Below are 16,235 nucleotides of genomic sequence, written 5' to 3'. Positions count from 1 at the left end.
TGGATCCCGCCTTTTTATTCCCTCGCCTGTCGACGCCTTTCCCGTCTTGTTCGGTCCTCTGCTTCGCGTTCGGCTTCAAGTCGAAATTGCGCGAAAAACCGTCGGTAACGCTATAATGCGCCACAAAATTTATGGAGAGGCGCATGGCACAGGCAACCCGCTACGGTCAGTTGACATTCAGTGATTATGTCGAGCGTGCATTGCGCGAAGGCGCCATGTGGACGCTTATGTGCGTGGCCATTTATCTGGCGATTGCCCTGGCGAGTTATGCCCCGGAAGACCCTGGCTGGTCTTATGTCGGCGAGATTCGTCAAGTCACTAACGCCGCAGGCCGAACCGGCGCCTGGTTCGCCGATATCGCACTCTATCTCTTCGGTTTTTTCGCCTATCTGCTGCCGGTCATGGTGGCCTGGAGTGCCTGGCTGGTCTTTCGCGGGCGTGGCGAAGATCCCGCCCAGCGCACCTGGGTGCTCTCGCTGCGCTGGGTCGGATTTCTGGCTACGCTGGCGGCCGGTTGTGGTTATGCCTCACTGCATGTCGGAGCCTTCGGCATGCATCTGCCGAATGGCGCGGGCGGCGGGCTTGGCCTGCTGGTCGGCCACCGCATGCGCGACGCCTTCAATGTCGTTGGCACAGATCTGCTCCTGGGCGGCGGTCTGCTGGTCGGCCTGACCCTGTTTTCGGGTATCTCCTGGATCAGATTGCTGGATAGCCTTGGCGCTGCCGCGCTCCAGGGGGCGCGGCTGGTCTGGTCGATGTTCGACGTTGTGGCTTCCCGTGTGTCCGTCTACCGTCATCGTGCCGCTGCGGACGCTGAGGACGAGATCCAGACCGGCTTGCCGAAGGCATTGAAGCTCATTGATCCTCCGGCATCGTCCACTCTGGCGAAGGACAGACCTCAATCCCGCATCCGGCGTCCGTCCGGGCGCTTGCCGCAGGGGGTGCGGGACGCCATGGCCGAGCCGGGATCGCTGGGCGCGGAGATTGAGCCGGAGGCAGAGGAGTTGATGTCGCTGGAAGACCTTATTCGCACCCGGAAGCAGACTTCCAGAGATGCTTCGCGAGTGAAAAATGTCCAGCGCGCGATCACGCCAGCAGAGCCTGAGACACCGCAGCCTGAAAGACTGCCGCCCGAGACACCGCTCCCTCCAGCTTCGACGCTTGCCGTCAAGCCTGTGGTGGCTCAGATGCCTGCTTCTCCGCTCCCAACCGCGCAGAAACAGGCGGCGGACGACAGCCACATTACCCGGTTTCCGCCGGGGGAACGTCCACGCCCGCCACTGGATCTGCTCGATGAGCCGCACAAGAGCGGCTGGGCTTACTCGGACGAACAGATCGAGGCGCTCTCGCGTCAGGTCGAATCCAATCTGGCCGATTTCGGGGTCGCGGTCCAGGTCGTCGCCGTTTATCCCGGCCCGGTGGTGACCCTGTTCGAGCTGCAACTGGCTCCGGGCATCAAGGCCAGCAAGATCACCGGGCTGGCACGGGATCTGGCGCGTGCGCTCTCGACCATCAGTGTGCGGGTGGTGGAGATCATCCCCGGTAAGTCGGTGATCGGGATCGAGATTCCCAATAAAAAGCGTGAAACGGTGTTTCTGCGCGAGATCTTCGCCTCCGATGTCTACCAGGAGGCGACCTCGCCGCTGACGCTCGGCATGGGCACCAACATCTCCGGTCTGCCGGTGGTGGTCGATCTGGCGCGCATGCCGCATGCACTCATTGCCGGCACCACCGGCTCCGGCAAGTCGGTCGCCATCAACGCCATGATCCTCAGTCTGCTGTACAAGGCGGGGCCGGAGGACGTGCGGCTGATCATGGTCGACCCCAAGATGCTGGAGCTGTCGGTCTACGAGGGCATCCCGCATCTGCTGACGCCCGTCGTCACCGACATGAAAGAGGCCGCCAACGCCCTGCGCTGGTGTGTCGGCGAGATGGAGCGCCGCTATCGGCTGATGTCCAAGCTCGGGGTGCGCAACATCGGCGGCTACAACCGCCAGGTCGCGGATGCCGAGGCCGCTGGCACGCCCATCCCGGATCCGACCTTCACTCCGGAGGATGCGCTGGGTACGGATGGCGTGGTGCCCACGCTCGACCATCTGCCCTATATCGTCGTCATCATCGACGAACTCGCCGACATGATGATGGTGGTGGGGAAGAAGGTCGAGGAGCTCATCGCGCGTCTGGCGCAGAAGGCCCGCGCCTCGGGCATCCATCTGCTGCTCGCGACACAGCGGCCGTCGGTGGACGTGCTGACCGGACTCATCAAGGCCAATATCCCGACCCGTATCGCCTTTCAGGTCTCATCACGGATCGACTCGCGCACCGTGCTCGATCAGATGGGCGCGGAGCAGTTGCTCGGTCACGGCGACATGCTTTATCTGCCGCCCGGCGGCAATATCCCGCAGCGCGTGCATGGCGCCTTCGTCGATGATCATGAGGTCCATCATGTGGTGGAATTCCTGAAGCAGCAGTATGGCGAGCCGAATTACATCCAGGATGTGCTGCGCGAGCCGACCGAATCACTGCCCGGCATCGATCCCGAACCGCGCGGTGGCGACACCGAGGATACTGATCCGCTTTTCGACGAGGCGGTGCAGATCGTCGTCGAGAGCCGTCGCGCCTCGATTTCCGGGGTGCAGCGCCGGCTCAAGATCGGCTACAACCGCGCCGCACGCATGATCGAGGAAATGGAGCGCATCGGCATCGTCGGCCCCGCCGAGACCAACGGCAACCGCGAGGTGCTGGCGCCACCGCCGATCAGCGATTGAGCCGGCTTGCTAATGGGACAGGATTAACAGGATTTTCCAGGATGGACAGGATTTTTCAAACCATTGTTTCCGATACTGTTAATCCTGAATCATCCTGTTAATCCTGTCCATTTGACCCCCATGGGGGCACTTCTGCGCGCCCCGGCTGTCTCTGCGATCTCCATCGATTCCGGAAAAACTCACCATGCCATATCTTTCGTCCATTCGCCGCCTGCCGTCCGTCATCGCATCACTCGTTGGGATGGCGCTCATGACCGGGCTGTTCATCGGCAGCGCGGTTGCTGCCGATAACGGGGCGCAGCGTGTCAACGACTATCTGAGCGGACTCAACAGCCTGCAAGCTAAGTTTGAGCAGTACACCTTCAACGCCGACCGGACCCAGATGCTGGAGGCGCGCGGCACGCTCTATCTGCAACGTCCCGGTCGCTTCCGCTGGGAATATGAGACGCCCAACAAGCAGGTCATCATCGCCGACGGCAAGCGCGTCTATCTCCATGACCTGGACCTGAAACAGGTCTCGCATCAGAGTCAGGCCAAGGCGCTGCGCGGGACACCGGCCCTGCTGCTCGCCAGCAACGATCCGATTGAACAGCATTTCACGGCCCGGCCAATCGAGAGCACGGATGGTCGTGACTGGGTGGAACTCATCCCCAGGGATCGCGAGACGGATGTGGTGCGGATTGAGCTTGGCTTTGGCAAAGACACGCTCGACAGCCTCATCATGGAAGACAGCTTCGGTCAGGAGACCCGGCTCAATTTCTCCGGCGCACAGCGCAACGCCAGTCTCAAGCCCGATCTGTTCAAGATCGACCAGCGTGCCGTGGTTGACTTTCTACAGGTGGATTAAGCGCCTTCCAGGACTGTTTCCACCCGCCTGACATGCCGTTAATGGGCAGGATTAACAGGAATTAAAACAGTGGTTTAAAAAATCCTGTTAATCCTGTCGAAAAAGATTTGGTTAGGGGTACGAAAAATGCTGCATCAAGCGCTCGCGGCATCCCGCACGCTCTCGAACAGGTCGATATCCCAGGCAACCAGATCGCGGCGCACCGCATCGATGCGCGCGCGCGGCAGCAGCGCGGCCAGATCCTCGCCAGTCACCACGCCCCGGATCGCTCCCGGATCGCTGCGCGCGTGCTCCAGGGTGTGCCAGGCGAGGATGGCGGCGCCGACCGCAGTCGGATAAGAGATATAGGTCGCCCCGGCATAGGGCGTATCGAGCAGACCGCGATAGCGCAGATAGCTGAGACCGACGGTCTCGATCAGGGTCTGACGCTCGTTGCGCACCGCCTCGCTGACCCGGATCTCGGCGGCGGCGCAGAAATGGGTGCGGCGAATGACGCCCGAGCGCAGATAGTCCTCGATGCGGCGCGGTTTTTTCATGCCGGGCAGCACCGCTCGCACCACCGCTTCGACCGTCAGCCCCGGCTGATCGGGCAGGGCGCGCTTGGAGAGCAGATTGAGCTGATGCAGCGCCTTGACCAGTTCCACCTCGGAGCCGCCGGTATAGACGCCGATCGACTCGATCTCCGGAAAGGAGCGGTGCAGCGACAGCAGTTCCTCCTGATAGAGCGGATACTGGCGCGTCGGTTTGGGTTCGTGCGGAAAGGTGTAGTCGCGGGCGCCGGTGAAGGGCTGAAGTGTCTCCATCCGACCCTGCTCCAGACGCAGTGGATGCTGCGACAGCTCTTCGAGTGCGACCACCGGCGACCAGGAAAAGATGACTGCGTCGGCGTCAATGTCTTCCAGCAGATAGAGATCGATGCGCTCGATCTCCAGCTCCCGGCGCCCCGCCGACAGCAGGTCATGCACGCGCTTGCCGATCAGAAAATTGGTGATTCCAGGTGAGATGCCCATGTTGATGAGCGCCGCCAGACCGCGTTTGCGCAGCCGCTTGTCGAACCGATATTGCGCAAAGGTGCGGGTGCGCGCGGTCTCGGCATCATACATATCGGAGGCGAGATCCAGCGTCTGGGCGCCGACACGCAGGGCGAGTTCGATGATGGGGCAGTTGAATGACGGCAGCGCGGCGTTGACGAGCAGTGCAGCGCCTGCCAACTGGCTGTCGTAAGGCGGCTCCAGGGCGAAGATCGGCGCAAAATCGGTCACGCCGACCAGATCGATATGCTCCAGCAGGGGTTCGGCGTGAAAGAGCGCATCGCGCGCGCTGGAAGGATCGATGGTGTACACCAGAAAGCGGATCGGCACCCCATCCCGTTCCGCCAGCTCGGACAGACAGATGAGCAGACTGGAGCCCACCGCGCCCAGGCCGAAAAAGACGATGGTGGCGGGCGGCGGCTGACTGCCGCTCAGGGATGCATCGGGCACGGAGATCCTCCTGGAAATCGATTCGCGGCGACAGAGCGGACGCTGATGTTTCTAAGGCGCTTTCCGGGAAAAATCATACCGAATCAAGGCATCGAAATAGACAGGATTAAACCGCGTCCAAAGCGATAGGCGTCATTTTCAGTTTGTATTCGGTTTTGGAGAGACCACCGACCTCAGTGGAGACGCGGTTTAAAATTTTATATTTTTTAATATTTTAAACCGCGCCCGCTCGAACGGTCGTTGATTCTGCCAAGGTCGATTCAATCCTCAAATATCACATGTCGCACCGGGCGCGGTTTAACAGGATTTTTAAGCCGCTGTTTTGAAACCCTGTTAATCCTGTCTATGACCGCTGAACTGAACCGGACTGGATGCGCTTCAGACGGACTTCGGGAATTCGCCGGCGGTCTGCGTGGTGCGGAACATCAGCCAGAGGCCCAGAACCAGGGCAATGACCTCGGCAGCGAGCGTCATCAGCAGCGACATGAGGCTCACCAGATCGACCGCCGACACCCAGCTTGCCGCCGCGCCAGTGGTGGTCTGGATCGCCGGGATGCCGCCCTGAGGTGCAGCCAGGAAGTAAAAGAGCAGTTGCCCGACTTCGATCAGCATGACGAGCATGGAGAAGAGGATGCCCAGGCTGCTGGCGACCAGACCCGTCCAGACAGTGCCCAGGACGGCGGATTCGGTCGGGCGCGTGCTGGGATTCTCAAAGGTTTTGGCCAGTCCGGTATAGCGGTAGAACCAGATGGTCGTGAACAGCAGCACCAGCAGATTCGCCATGCTCAGATATTCGACGATCTGGAGCCCGGCGCGCGGGCCTGAGAGGTTGCCTGAAAAGGCGAAGACATAGAGCATCAGAACGACGGGAATGGATCCCAGCACCAACTGGAGCCAGAAGCCGGTCCAGCCCAGACGGGTAAAGGTTCGGGCCAGACCATCGATCTTGGAGACGTGCAGACCTTCAATGATTTGCTTCAACATATTCACAGGCACCTCCACCGCGCGGAGCGGTTTAACAGTGGATTGAGCTGGGTGCGGGGATCCCGCCCCAGGTTGACAGGCGCGCGCTATCGCTTTATGACAGGATCGATCGGTGACGCGGGCGAAGTGTATATAAAATTCCCGAAAAATGGGTAAAAAGCCGCCGGGAACATTTGAAGGGTGACCGAGCGGGGACGTTCATTTCCGGCAATCGTCTAAGCGGCGTGATCATGTTCCTGGTCGATGCGGAAATCGAAGCGATAAAGCAGAAAGAGTGCGACGAACACGCCGCCCAGAAACCAATCCGGCCCGATCAGCCAGAGCACGCCGGGCACTGCCAGGAGAAAGAGACGTGTGCCGTGATGGTAGTGACCGCCGGCATGATTGAGGGTGTCGGCGATGGAGGCAACCTCCAGGCCATCAAAGTGTCCGGCTGGCAGATTGATCAGAAAGCCGGTGTGATTGTAGTAGCGCAGCGCCAGTGCGAAATGGAGAAAGGCGCCGAAGAAGATGGCGGCCAACAGCAGCAGCTTGATCCGGACGAGCGCGGCACCGCTTGGCACCAGACTGAGCGCCTGCGACAGACCCGCCAGATCGACTCCATCGAAGGCTTTGCCGATGACGCCCAGCCCGATCAGCATGGCGGTCGAGGCGAACAGGGTCGCGGACATCACCCAGTTGCGCAGGGTCTGAATCGCCAGAATACCGTTGCCGCTGGCACGCATGGTCTCGACCCAGGCGCGGCGCAGCCGGTTGGAGCGCCCGCGATAGGTGCGCTCAGGCTGACGCCGGAAAACCCGGCGCAGATAGAGGTGGTAGCCGATCAGCAATGCCACGCCCAGGCCGTCCGCGATCCAGAAGAGCGACGGACTGGCGAGCGTAGCAGGCAGCGCATCAGGCGACATGAGCCGGCTGGACGGGATCGGTGCCGGTGCGCGGCGGCACGCCTTTGAACCAGGTCACATAGAGCGTCGGCAGAAACACCAGCGTGAGCAGCGAGGCGACCGCGAGCCCGCCCATGATGGCGTAGGCCATCGAGCCCCAGAAGACCGTGGGCGCAATCGGGATCATGCCGAGGATGGTCGAGAGCGCCGTCAGCATGATGGGCCGGAAGCGCGAGAGGCTGGCCTCCAGCACCGCGTCCCAGACCGTCTTGCCCGCCGCGCGTTCGGCCTCGATCTGGTCGATGAGGATGACTGCGTTCTTGGCGATCATGCCAATCAGGGCCAGGATGCCGAGGATGGCGACGAAGCCGAGCGGCTTGCCGGAGGCCAGCAGCGCCGCGACCACGCCGATCATGCCGAGCGGCACCAGACTGAGCACCATGAGCAGACGCTGGAAGCTCTTGAGCTGGAAGATCAGCAGGGTCAGCATCATGAGGATCATCAGCGGCACCACCGCGAACACCGATGCCTGTGAGGCGGCGCTTTCCTCGACCGTGCCGCCGACCTCGATCCGGTAGCCCGTGGGCAGGTCTGCGTTCAGTTCAGCGATGGCGGGGGCGAGGTCGCCGACCACGGTTTCGGGCAGGGTGCCGGGGGCGACATCGGATTGAATGGTCAGGGTCGGCACGCGGTCGCGTCGCCACACCAGCGGGAAGTCCTGACCGTATTCAAAGGTCGCGAACTGTTTCAGGGGAATGGTGCGCCCGTTGGGCAGTGAGACCGGCAGGGTGCGCAGGGTCTCGACCGACAGACTCTGGCCCCCCTGTTCGCGGGCGATCACGTTCACCAGATAGATGTCGTCGCGCACCTGGGTGATGGCGGTACCGGAGATGTTGGTGTTGAGCGCAGTCGCCACCGCCTGCGAACTCAGGCCCAGCCGCCGCGCCTGCTCCTGATCGATCCGGATGCGCAGCTCGCGCTCCGGCTCCATCCAGTCGAAATTGACCCGGCGCGTCCCGCTGTGACCGGCGACGAGGTCGGCGAGTTGCCGGGCGATGTCGCGGAGTTTCGCGGGATTCGGCCCCATGACGCGATACTGCACCGGCCAGCCGACCGGCGGGCCGAGTTCGAGCGGCGAGACGCGCCCCACGACCTCGGGGAAGCGTTCGGCCAGGAGCTGCTCCAGACGCGGCTGCAACCGCTCGCGGGCCGCGATGTCTTTGGTCACGACCACGGCCTGGGCGAAGAAGGGATTGGCGAGTTGCACATCCAGCGGCAGATAGAAGCGGATCGCGCCCTGACCGATATAGGTGCTCCAGCGTGCGATCTCGGGCGCAAACTCGGGATCCTCGCGCAGCACGGTCTCGAATTCATCGACTAGACGTTCGGTGGCATGGATCGAGGCGTTCTGCGGCAGACGCAGATCGACCAGCAGTTCGGGCCGGTCTGACGAGGGGAAGAACTGACGCGGCACATAACTCAGGCCCGCGACGGCGGCGACGAAGATCGCCAGGGTCAGGGCGATGGTGAACCAGCGCGCACGCATCGCCAGGGTCAGCAAGCCCTTGTAAAGCTCGACCGTGCGGTTGGGTTGATCGGCCTGACCGGGTTTGGGCGGACGCAGGAGCGCCATGCCGATCAGCGGGGCGAACACCATCGCCACCAGCCAGGAGGCGATGAGTGCGATGCCGACCACGGCGAAGATCGAAAAGGTGTATTCGCCCGCCGAGCTCTGGGCGAAACCGATGGGGACGAAGCCGGCGATGGTGACCAGGGTGCCGATCAGCATCGCGAACGAGAGATGGGTATAGGCATAGGTCGCCGCGCTGGTCTTGTCGTCGCCGAGCGCGAGGCGTCGGCTCATGGCGTCGATGGTGGTCATGGCGTCATCGACCATCAGGGCCAGGGCGATGATGAGCGCGCCGAGCGAGACCCGTTGCAGATCGATGTCGGCAATGTCCATCATCGGAAAGACCACTGCCAGCGTCAGTGGGATGGCGACGGCCACCACCGTGCCGGCGCGCACCCCGAGGGCGACGAAACTCACCACCAGCACGATGGCGATGGCCTGCCACAGTGAGGTCGTGAAATCGTTGATCGCCTGATCGACCGTCAACGGCTGATCGGCCACCAGTTGCGGTTCGATGCCGTGCGGCAGGTCGGCGGTGATCGCGGCGATGGCCTGCGCGACGTTGCGCCCGAGCGCCAGGGTGTCGCCGCCGTCACGCATGGCGATGGCCAGACCGATGGCCGGCTCGCCGTTGACGCGGAATAGGGGCTGCGGCGGATCGGCGAAGCCGCGCCGCACCTCGGCGATGTCGCTCAGTCGCAGCATGCGCTCGCCGATGGCAAAGGTGACATCGGCGATGTCCTGTTCCGAGCCGAAGGCGCCCGAGACCCGCAGCGCGATGCTTTCTTCGCCGGTGCGCAGCACGCCCGCCGGGCTGACGATGTTCTGCGCACGCAGCGCCGCGATCAGGGTGTTCGGATCGAAGCCCAGACCGGCGAGCCGTTCGGACGCGAAGTCGATATAGATCACCTCGTCCTGCGCGCCGAGGATGTCGATCTTGGAGACATCCGGCACCAGCAGCAGACGCGAGCGCACGTCCTCGACCGCGTCGCGCAGTTCGCGGTGGGTGAAGCCGTCGGCAGTGAAGGCGTAAATGATGCCGAAGGTGTCGCCGAATTCGTCATTGAAGAAGGGGCCGACGATCCCGGACGGCAGGGTGTGGCGCATGTCGCCGACTTTCTTGCGGACCTCGTACCAGGTGTCCGCGACCGCGCGTCCCTGGGTGCTGCCCAGCAGATCGACGAAGATGGTCGTGGTCCCGGCACGGGTGAAGCTGCGCAGATTGTCGAGATTCGGCACCTCCTGGAGGGTGCGTTCGAGCCGCTCGGTGACCTGCCGGATGGTTTCGTCGAGTGTCGCGCCCGGCCACACCGCCTTCACCACCATGGTGCGGAAGGTGAAGGGCGGATCCTCGGCACGTCCGAGCTGGTAGAAGGACAGAATCCCCGCGACCAGCGCGGCGAGCATGATGAAGATCGTGACCGAGCGATTACGGATCGCCCAGTCTGAGAGATTGAAGCCGCTCATGGACGCTCACCAAGCAGGCGCACTTCCTGACCCGGACGCAGGGTCTGCACCCCGGCGGTGACTAGGATGTCGCCCGGCTCCAGTCCGCCGGCGACCGCGACCTGAGCGAGATCGTAGCGCTGCACCTCGATATTGCGCAGGGCGACGGTGCGGGTGTCGGGGTCGAAGATCCAGACCGCCGGCTGCTGGTTGGTCAGGGTCAGCGCCGCCGCCGGGATCGCGATCCCGGCGCCGCCGCCGAGCCGGATGCTGCCGGTGACGGTCGAGCCGAGCCGCATCGCCGGTGGCGGATCGATGAGACTGACGCGCACCCTGAAGGTACGGGTTACCGGATCGGCCTGCGGCGAGACCTCGCGCACCCGTCCGGTGGCGCGTGCGCCGGGGTCGCCGCTCAGAGCCACCTCGACCTCGATATCGCTGTGTGCACGCTCAATGACCGACGCCGGGACATCGAACACGGCGTCGCGCCCGCCCGCCCGGGCAAGCTGCACGATCATCTGCCCCGCCGCGACCACTTCGCCCGGTTCCGCGCCGCGCGCAGTGACTGCACCGTTGCCATCGGCCAGGAGATCGGTGTAGCTCAGATGTGTCTCGGCGGTGCTCACCCGCGCCTGGGCGGCGTCCACCTGCGCCTCGGCGCTGAGAAAGGACTGCTGCGCCTCGTCGAACATGGCGCGGGTGATGAAACCGCGTTCGATCAGGGTGCTGAAACGCTCGAAGGTGTTACGGGCCTCGACCAGACGCGCCCGCGCAGCGGTCAGCTCGGCACGCGCCGAACGCAGGGTATCGCGTGCGGTGTCGGATTCCAGTCGCGCGATCAACTGACCGGCCCTCACCTGATCGCCGACATTGACGGTGCGCTCGATCATGCGCCCGCCAACCCGGAAGGCCAGACTGACCTCGTCCTGGGCCTCGACCTGTCCGGTGAGACTCACCCGTTCGCCGCCTTCGCCGCGTTCGACCGTCATGACCCGTACCGGGCGAATCGGCGGCGGCTCGGCTTCGGGCGTCTCATCGGGAACGCAGGCGGTGAGACAGAGCGTCAGCGCAGTGCCGACGATGAGGCCGTAAACCGGGCGTGGGGATGAAGCGGTCGTCGCCAAGGGAGGATCCTCCGGGATCGGGAAGCGATGGCCTGCTCGTTGGCGTGCGGGCGTCAGTGGCAGGCGGAAAGGTCGGCGCAGGGCGCATGAAAAACGAAATTCTCACGTCACGCAAGAGAGCCTGACCTGCTTTTACCCATGATGGAACCTGATCTGGTGGCCCTGATTTCTGGACCGGGACGGAAAATCCCGTGAGTGCGGAAGGACGCTGTACCGCCCCCGGTGTGGTTCCGGGGGCGGCTGGCTGGAAGCCTCAGGCTGTCTTCCGAGAGTCCGCTAAGGCGTATAGGGATTGGAGCGGTTCAGGAAGTCCAGATAGGCGTCGGTATCGATGGTGTTCGGGGGCAGTTTGGTGCCGAACCAGGTGAAGTTGTAGGGGCCGGAGTATTCGTTTTCCGGAATTTCAACCACCCCACCATAACTTGAGCAGCTGCAACGCGCGAGCGTCTGGTAAGTTTGGCAAGGGGTCGTGATCTTGTCTGGATTTTCAGGATCTTCTTTCAATGGACAACCAGCCGGATATTGTGGTCTTCCGCCTTGACCATCCGCGAGCAGACATCCTGGATCGATTCCTGGATTACAGGTCTTCGTTTCCTGCTTGCATTGCAGTCCCAGCGCGTCTTCGCTGCAACCATCCGATGGCACATCGCAGGAATTCCCACTTGCGCATTCGCATGAGCCGATAAAACCACTATCAGTAGCGGTCGAGACAAATTGATGGCCAAGACAGGGCGCATCGAAAAGCCGTTTGTGATTGACCCGCATGAAATAATAGCCGGGATCTTTCAGTCCAAGCCGGTAGATGGCGGATGGCTGATTGACCGTGTCGGTGTTGAAGGCGAGCAACGGCTTGACATCCTTGAGCAAGGCCCCGTCCTCCAGTTTCTGGGCTGTGGTTTTGTCATAGATTTCAACGAACCAGTTGCCAGGGCCGCATGCCTCTTTGGCGCAGAACGTCAGACTGATGATCTCATTGCCGGCAGTATTGTAAACAAACCAGTCATTTTCGCCCTGACCCCAGACATAGGTTTCATCTGTCGGCAAAGGCGTATTGAAGGTCAGATTGATCAACCCAAACATGGTCACGCTCGTCGCCAGCGGATTGGCGCGGCTTGGCACGTCATTCGGTTCGATCTCTGAATCATAAAAACCCACGATGGGCTGCTTGCCGTCCAGGTCGGTATTCTCCAGCGGGGACGCTGCAATACTGTAGGTATAAGCATTTTTCACAGTCTTGTCGCTCTGCTGCACGACAAGATAATAGGTTCCAACCAGGCCAAGCGTGGCCCGATAGGTCATTTGATAGGGCTTTTTATCCAGTTCCTCCTGCGTGATGAAGGAACCGATGGTATTGGTATCGAAATTGGCGAAGACATTGCCTGCCGCATCCCGGATCGTCAGATTCCAGATTGACGGGTTGCCTTGAAGCAGGTTGGCGCCGTTCAGGTTCGGCACCGCAAAGGTGACTGCGAGATTCTGGTTGGCGGCCGTCGTTTCGATATAAAACCAATCCTGGTCAGCGGCGCCATAACTCTGCGCCCAGTATTTCGTGTTGAATTTCAGCGGATCGGCAGCGATGAGATTGTCATTCGGCTCGGTTTCGCCGTAATCGGGATCGGGCAGACAGGAGGCCAGAGAGATATTGCAGTCTGCCGGATTGGCGAAGCATCTGGCGATGCCGGCCCCGGTTCCATCGGAGAAGCCGATCGCATAGCCGCGGTTGTAGCCATTCAGATCGCCCGCGTTATAGCCCGCCGTATAAGCGGCCTGCCGGTCGGCCAGACAGGGATCCGAAGGAGGTGGATAATCGCCGAGCGAGTCCGCTTGGCTGGCGGCGACCGGAATCAGCAGAGCCAGACTCATGGCGAGTGAGACGAGGGGCTTCATCGTTCATTCCTCTAAATATGTCGCTTGAAAAAGGCTCGCGCTCAGACGCATGGAGGACGCAGTGACAGGTCGCAACGGGCGCCCGCCAAGTGTAGCTTAACCCGGTTTTCGATCAAGCGACCCGTGTCACCGATTCAGGTTAAACCGCGTCCAGTACTGCGGGGGGCCGTGCATTTGTCCAACCTTACTGGCGACTGATCAACAGTTAGCCGCCACATGACCGGGCGTCCATCAACGCCTGTCACTCTGGACGCGGTTCAGATCCCTACCTTCAATCTTTGCCCCGGACGGATGTTGTTGTCATTTGGTCGCATCTTGTTGAGCCGCCGCAATTCATCGACCGAGAGACCATTCAGCACGGCAACCCGATAGAGCGTTTCCTGGGGTTTGACGACATGGTAACGGGTCTTGGCGGCTGCGGTGGCTGGGTTGGGTGCGGACTTTTCGACCCTGGCAACCGCCTGACCGCGCACCGTTTTCGATGCCGACGCCGGTTTCATCGCCACCACCGCCCTGGGCTCAGGCTCGGCACGCGCCAGCATGACCGTGACTGGCGGCGGCTGACTGGCAACCCGCTGCATCGAGCCGGCGGGGAGCCAGACCGTGCTGCCAGCGGGCAGATGGGCGCGGCCTTCGCGCGCCTTGCCGCTCCAGTGCAGGTTCAGATCGGCGAGACGTGCGGTGGAGGTGCCATAGTGCTGCGCCACATGATCGGCGGGCATACTGTGACGCAGCACCAGACGGTCGTGCGGCCAGGGTTGCTCGAACTGGACGCCTTCGGGGAAATAGCGTTCGGGATGGCTGGCGACCTCACGGGCGGCGATGAATTCGGAATAGAAATTGCGCGAGGCGAAACCAAAGGCCGGGCCTTTATATTGCTTGACGATGCGCCCGATGTCATTGCCGTGCTGCGCTTTGGCATTGGCCATACCGCCTTTGCCGTGGTTATAGGAGGTGATGGCGAGCGGCCAGCTTCCCAGTTTCTGATGCGCCTTCGCCAGATAGCGTGCCGCGCCATCGGCGGCAAGGATGGGGTCATAGCGTTCGTCGATGATGTCATCGACAGTCATGTACATCCTGCCGGTAGCCGGCATGAATTGCCACACACCGCCTGCGCCGACGCTGGATTTGGCATTGGTCTGAAAAGACGATTCCACATGCGGCAGATAGGCGAGGTCTTCGGGAACGCCGTGGCTGCGCATGATTTCGCGGAAGGCCGGATCATAGCGCCCGCTGATTTCGAGTCCGCGCTTGAAGCGTTCGTGCAGACCGCGCTGGGCGCGGATCCGCTCCGAGGCGCCATAGACGCCCGCCACACCGCCATCCTGCTCGAATTTGGCGAGCAGCTCGCGATCATTTGGGCTCGGGGTCTGACCGCTGCGCACCTGTTCCTCAAGCATCCTGAGCCGGCTCTTGTAATAGTTCATGCGCGAGTCGAGCCACGCCTTCTGGGATTCGCTGTAGCCGGCCTGAATGGGGCCGGGAATCCGCGCGACTTCATAGATGACGCCCATGTGTTCTTCGTCGTGAAGCGCGACTTCGCCCCGGCTCCAGACGCCATAGACATGACGCCAGAAATCGACATTTTGTTGAATCTCGGGTGGGACCGGGAAAGTCGCCGAATCGCCGTAATCGCGCTGTTCCTGGGTGATCGGGCGTTCGCCGCCGGATCCGGCGCAGCCGGCCAGGAGCAGGATCGCAAGCGAAACGGGCAGGGTCCAGAGCAGGCGGGCGTTGAGGGGTGCAGGGCGCATGTCGCGGTTCCTCTTGGCGGATCGACCCGCTGCGGGGTCTCTTGCAAAGTCTGAAGTGTCGCGCACAAGCGACGGTCTTGCAAGGCGAAAATGCCGGTCTTGCCGTTGCTTTCAGACCCCCAGCGGGAAGATGCCAGCGGCTTCAAGAAGAGGAATCAGACGGATCAGCGGCAGGCCGATCAGGGCGTTGGGGTCTTCGCCTTCAAGACGCTCGAAGAGTGCGATCCCGAGCCCTTCGGATTTGAAGCTGCCAGCGCAGTTGTACGGTTGCTCGCGATCCAGATAGCCCTCGATCCGCGCTCGGCTCAGTGGACGAAAATGCACCCGAAACGGCTCAACCAGGGTCTGCGCGCGACCGCTGCGGGCATCCAGCAGACAGAGCCCGGTCTGAAAGAGCACCGTGCGCCCGGACGCCCGTTCCAGTTGGGCGATGGCGCCGGCGCGGTCGCCGGGTTTGCCGAGCACGGCGTCATCGAGACAGGCGACCTGATCCGAACCGATGATGAGCGCGTCGGGATGTGACGCAGCGACCGCGCGCGCCTTCGCCTCGGCCAGTCGCAGCACCAGCACCTGCGGCGGTTCGCCGGGGCGGCGGGCCTCATCGACATCGGGCGCGGCGGTGGCGAAAGTCAGGCCCAGCCGTTCCAGCAGCGCGCGACGGTAGGGTGAGGTCGAGGCCAGAACCAGCGAGGGGGAAGCGGATGGCATGGAAGGGGAATAATGGCTCATGGTTTTAAGGTGTGTTCCGGCAAAGTGCATATCCGTGGCTGTAAGCGCCTGTTTTCAATAATTTTCATCCTGTGAATCCTGTCGAAATCTCAATGTCCCGATCCCGGCAGCAGGTTTTCAGAACCTCTCCCAAGTCTTTGCCCGGCTGGCGTGCGGCTGCTAGAGTGCCTGTCTCATGCTCGCGAGCACAGCGTTCGCAACCTGCCATCAGGGCCATTGATCTCCATGACTGCACCACACGCCTCATCCGACGCCTTCAGCCTGCCTGCACCTGAACGCTATTTTCTCTTTGTGACCGAAGCGACCGCGCAGGGCAGGGTCTGGGCGCTCAAAGGGGAGGGCGGCTTCGTCGCCTTCCGCGACGACGAAGGCCACGAATGCTTTCCTTTCTGGCCCGCACCCGCCCTGGCCGAGGCGCTGGCCGATGACGACTGGTCCGACTGTCGCGCCGAACCCCTGACGCTCGATGTCTTCATGGACCGCTGGCTGACCGGTATGGCGCGCGATGGGCGTCTGGTGTCGGTCTTCCCCGCGCCGGATGGATCGGCCATCGTCATCGATCCACTGACTTTGCTTCAGGATCTCCAGGAGGAGCGCGGGCCGGGTCTGTAAAAGGGAATAGACAGGATTAACAGGATTTTTCAAGATTCACAGGATGGATTGGTTTGAGTTCAGACAGGGGTTTTAAAACCCTGTCAATC

At 62.2% G+C, this 16,235-nt stretch carries 11 protein-coding genes; 3 read left to right on the top strand and 8 right to left on the bottom strand.

All coding sequences use genetic code 11. The features are described 5' to 3' along the window. Positions 1 to 143 precede the first annotated feature (143 nt). Entirely contained in the window at positions 144 to 2,768 is a 2,625-nt protein-coding gene (locus EDC35_RS02560) for a DNA translocase FtsK (RefSeq protein ID WP_132975395.1), read from the top strand. A 241-nt stretch (positions 2,769 to 3,009) separates the two neighbouring features. Then, positions 3,010 to 3,615, top strand: coding sequence for an outer membrane lipoprotein periplasmic chaperone LolA (gene lolA, locus EDC35_RS02555; protein WP_243651393.1), 606 nt, complete (start codon positions 3,010 to 3,012; stop codon positions 3,613 to 3,615). 134 nt (positions 3,616 to 3,749) lie between these two features. Here the strand turns inward: lolA and EDC35_RS02550 are convergent, their stop codons facing one another. The 8 genes from EDC35_RS02550 to EDC35_RS02515 form a co-directional block, all read right to left on the bottom strand. Further along, the gene (locus EDC35_RS02550; RefSeq protein ID WP_165903328.1) at positions 3,750 to 5,096 is read right to left on the bottom strand and encodes a saccharopine dehydrogenase family protein; all 1,347 of its coding nucleotides are present in this window, start codon (positions 5,094 to 5,096) and stop codon (positions 3,750 to 3,752) included. Between the two features lie 378 nt (positions 5,097 to 5,474). Next, the gene (locus tag EDC35_RS02545; RefSeq protein WP_132975391.1) at positions 5,475 to 6,080 is read right to left on the bottom strand and encodes a DUF3611 family protein; all 606 of its coding nucleotides are present in this window, start codon (positions 6,078 to 6,080) and stop codon (positions 5,475 to 5,477) included. Between the two features lie 215 nt (positions 6,081 to 6,295). Further along, positions 6,296 to 6,985, bottom strand: coding sequence for a DUF599 domain-containing protein (locus EDC35_RS02540; protein WP_132975389.1), 690 nt, complete (start codon positions 6,983 to 6,985; stop codon positions 6,296 to 6,298). Beyond that, complete coding sequence (locus tag EDC35_RS02535; protein ID WP_132975387.1) at positions 6,975 to 10,061, bottom strand: efflux RND transporter permease subunit; 3,087 nt, start codon at positions 10,059 to 10,061, stop codon at positions 6,975 to 6,977. The genes EDC35_RS02540 and EDC35_RS02535 overlap by 11 nt, the downstream gene beginning before the upstream one ends. Next, a complete protein-coding gene (locus tag EDC35_RS02530; protein WP_243651376.1) occupies positions 10,058 to 11,164 on the bottom strand; it encodes an efflux RND transporter periplasmic adaptor subunit in 1,107 nt (368 codons plus the stop codon). Before EDC35_RS02530 ends, EDC35_RS02535 begins: the two co-directional genes overlap by 4 nt. Positions 11,165 to 11,440: 276 nt before the next feature. Next, positions 11,441 to 13,027, bottom strand: a complete 1,587-nt coding sequence (locus tag EDC35_RS02525; protein ID WP_243651375.1) for a hypothetical protein — start codon at positions 13,025 to 13,027, stop codon at positions 11,441 to 11,443. Positions 13,028 to 13,308: 281 nt separating this feature from the next. Beyond that, positions 13,309 to 14,805: a lytic transglycosylase domain-containing protein gene (locus EDC35_RS02520; RefSeq protein WP_132975383.1), complete on the bottom strand. Its 1,497-nt coding sequence runs from the start codon at positions 14,803 to 14,805 to the stop codon at positions 13,309 to 13,311. 111 nt (positions 14,806 to 14,916) lie between these two features. Beyond that, the gene (locus tag EDC35_RS02515; protein WP_424565284.1) at positions 14,917 to 15,534 is read right to left on the bottom strand and encodes a Maf family protein; all 618 of its coding nucleotides are present in this window, start codon (positions 15,532 to 15,534) and stop codon (positions 14,917 to 14,919) included. A gap of 225 nt (positions 15,535 to 15,759) precedes the next feature. Here EDC35_RS02515 and EDC35_RS02510 point away from each other — a divergent pair, with 225 nt between their 5' ends. Continuing rightward, a complete protein-coding gene (locus tag EDC35_RS02510) occupies positions 15,760 to 16,146 on the top strand; it encodes a DUF2750 domain-containing protein (protein ID WP_132975381.1) in 387 nt (128 codons plus the stop codon). The last annotated feature ends 89 nt before the right edge of the window (positions 16,147 to 16,235 follow it).

The sequence above is a fragment of the Thiobaca trueperi genome (assembly GCF_004342175.1).
Taxonomy (GTDB): domain Bacteria; phylum Pseudomonadota; class Gammaproteobacteria; order Chromatiales; family Chromatiaceae; genus Thiobaca; species Thiobaca trueperi.
Note: the sequence above shows the minus strand (reverse complement) of the source record. Positions and strands in the feature narration are given on the sequence as shown.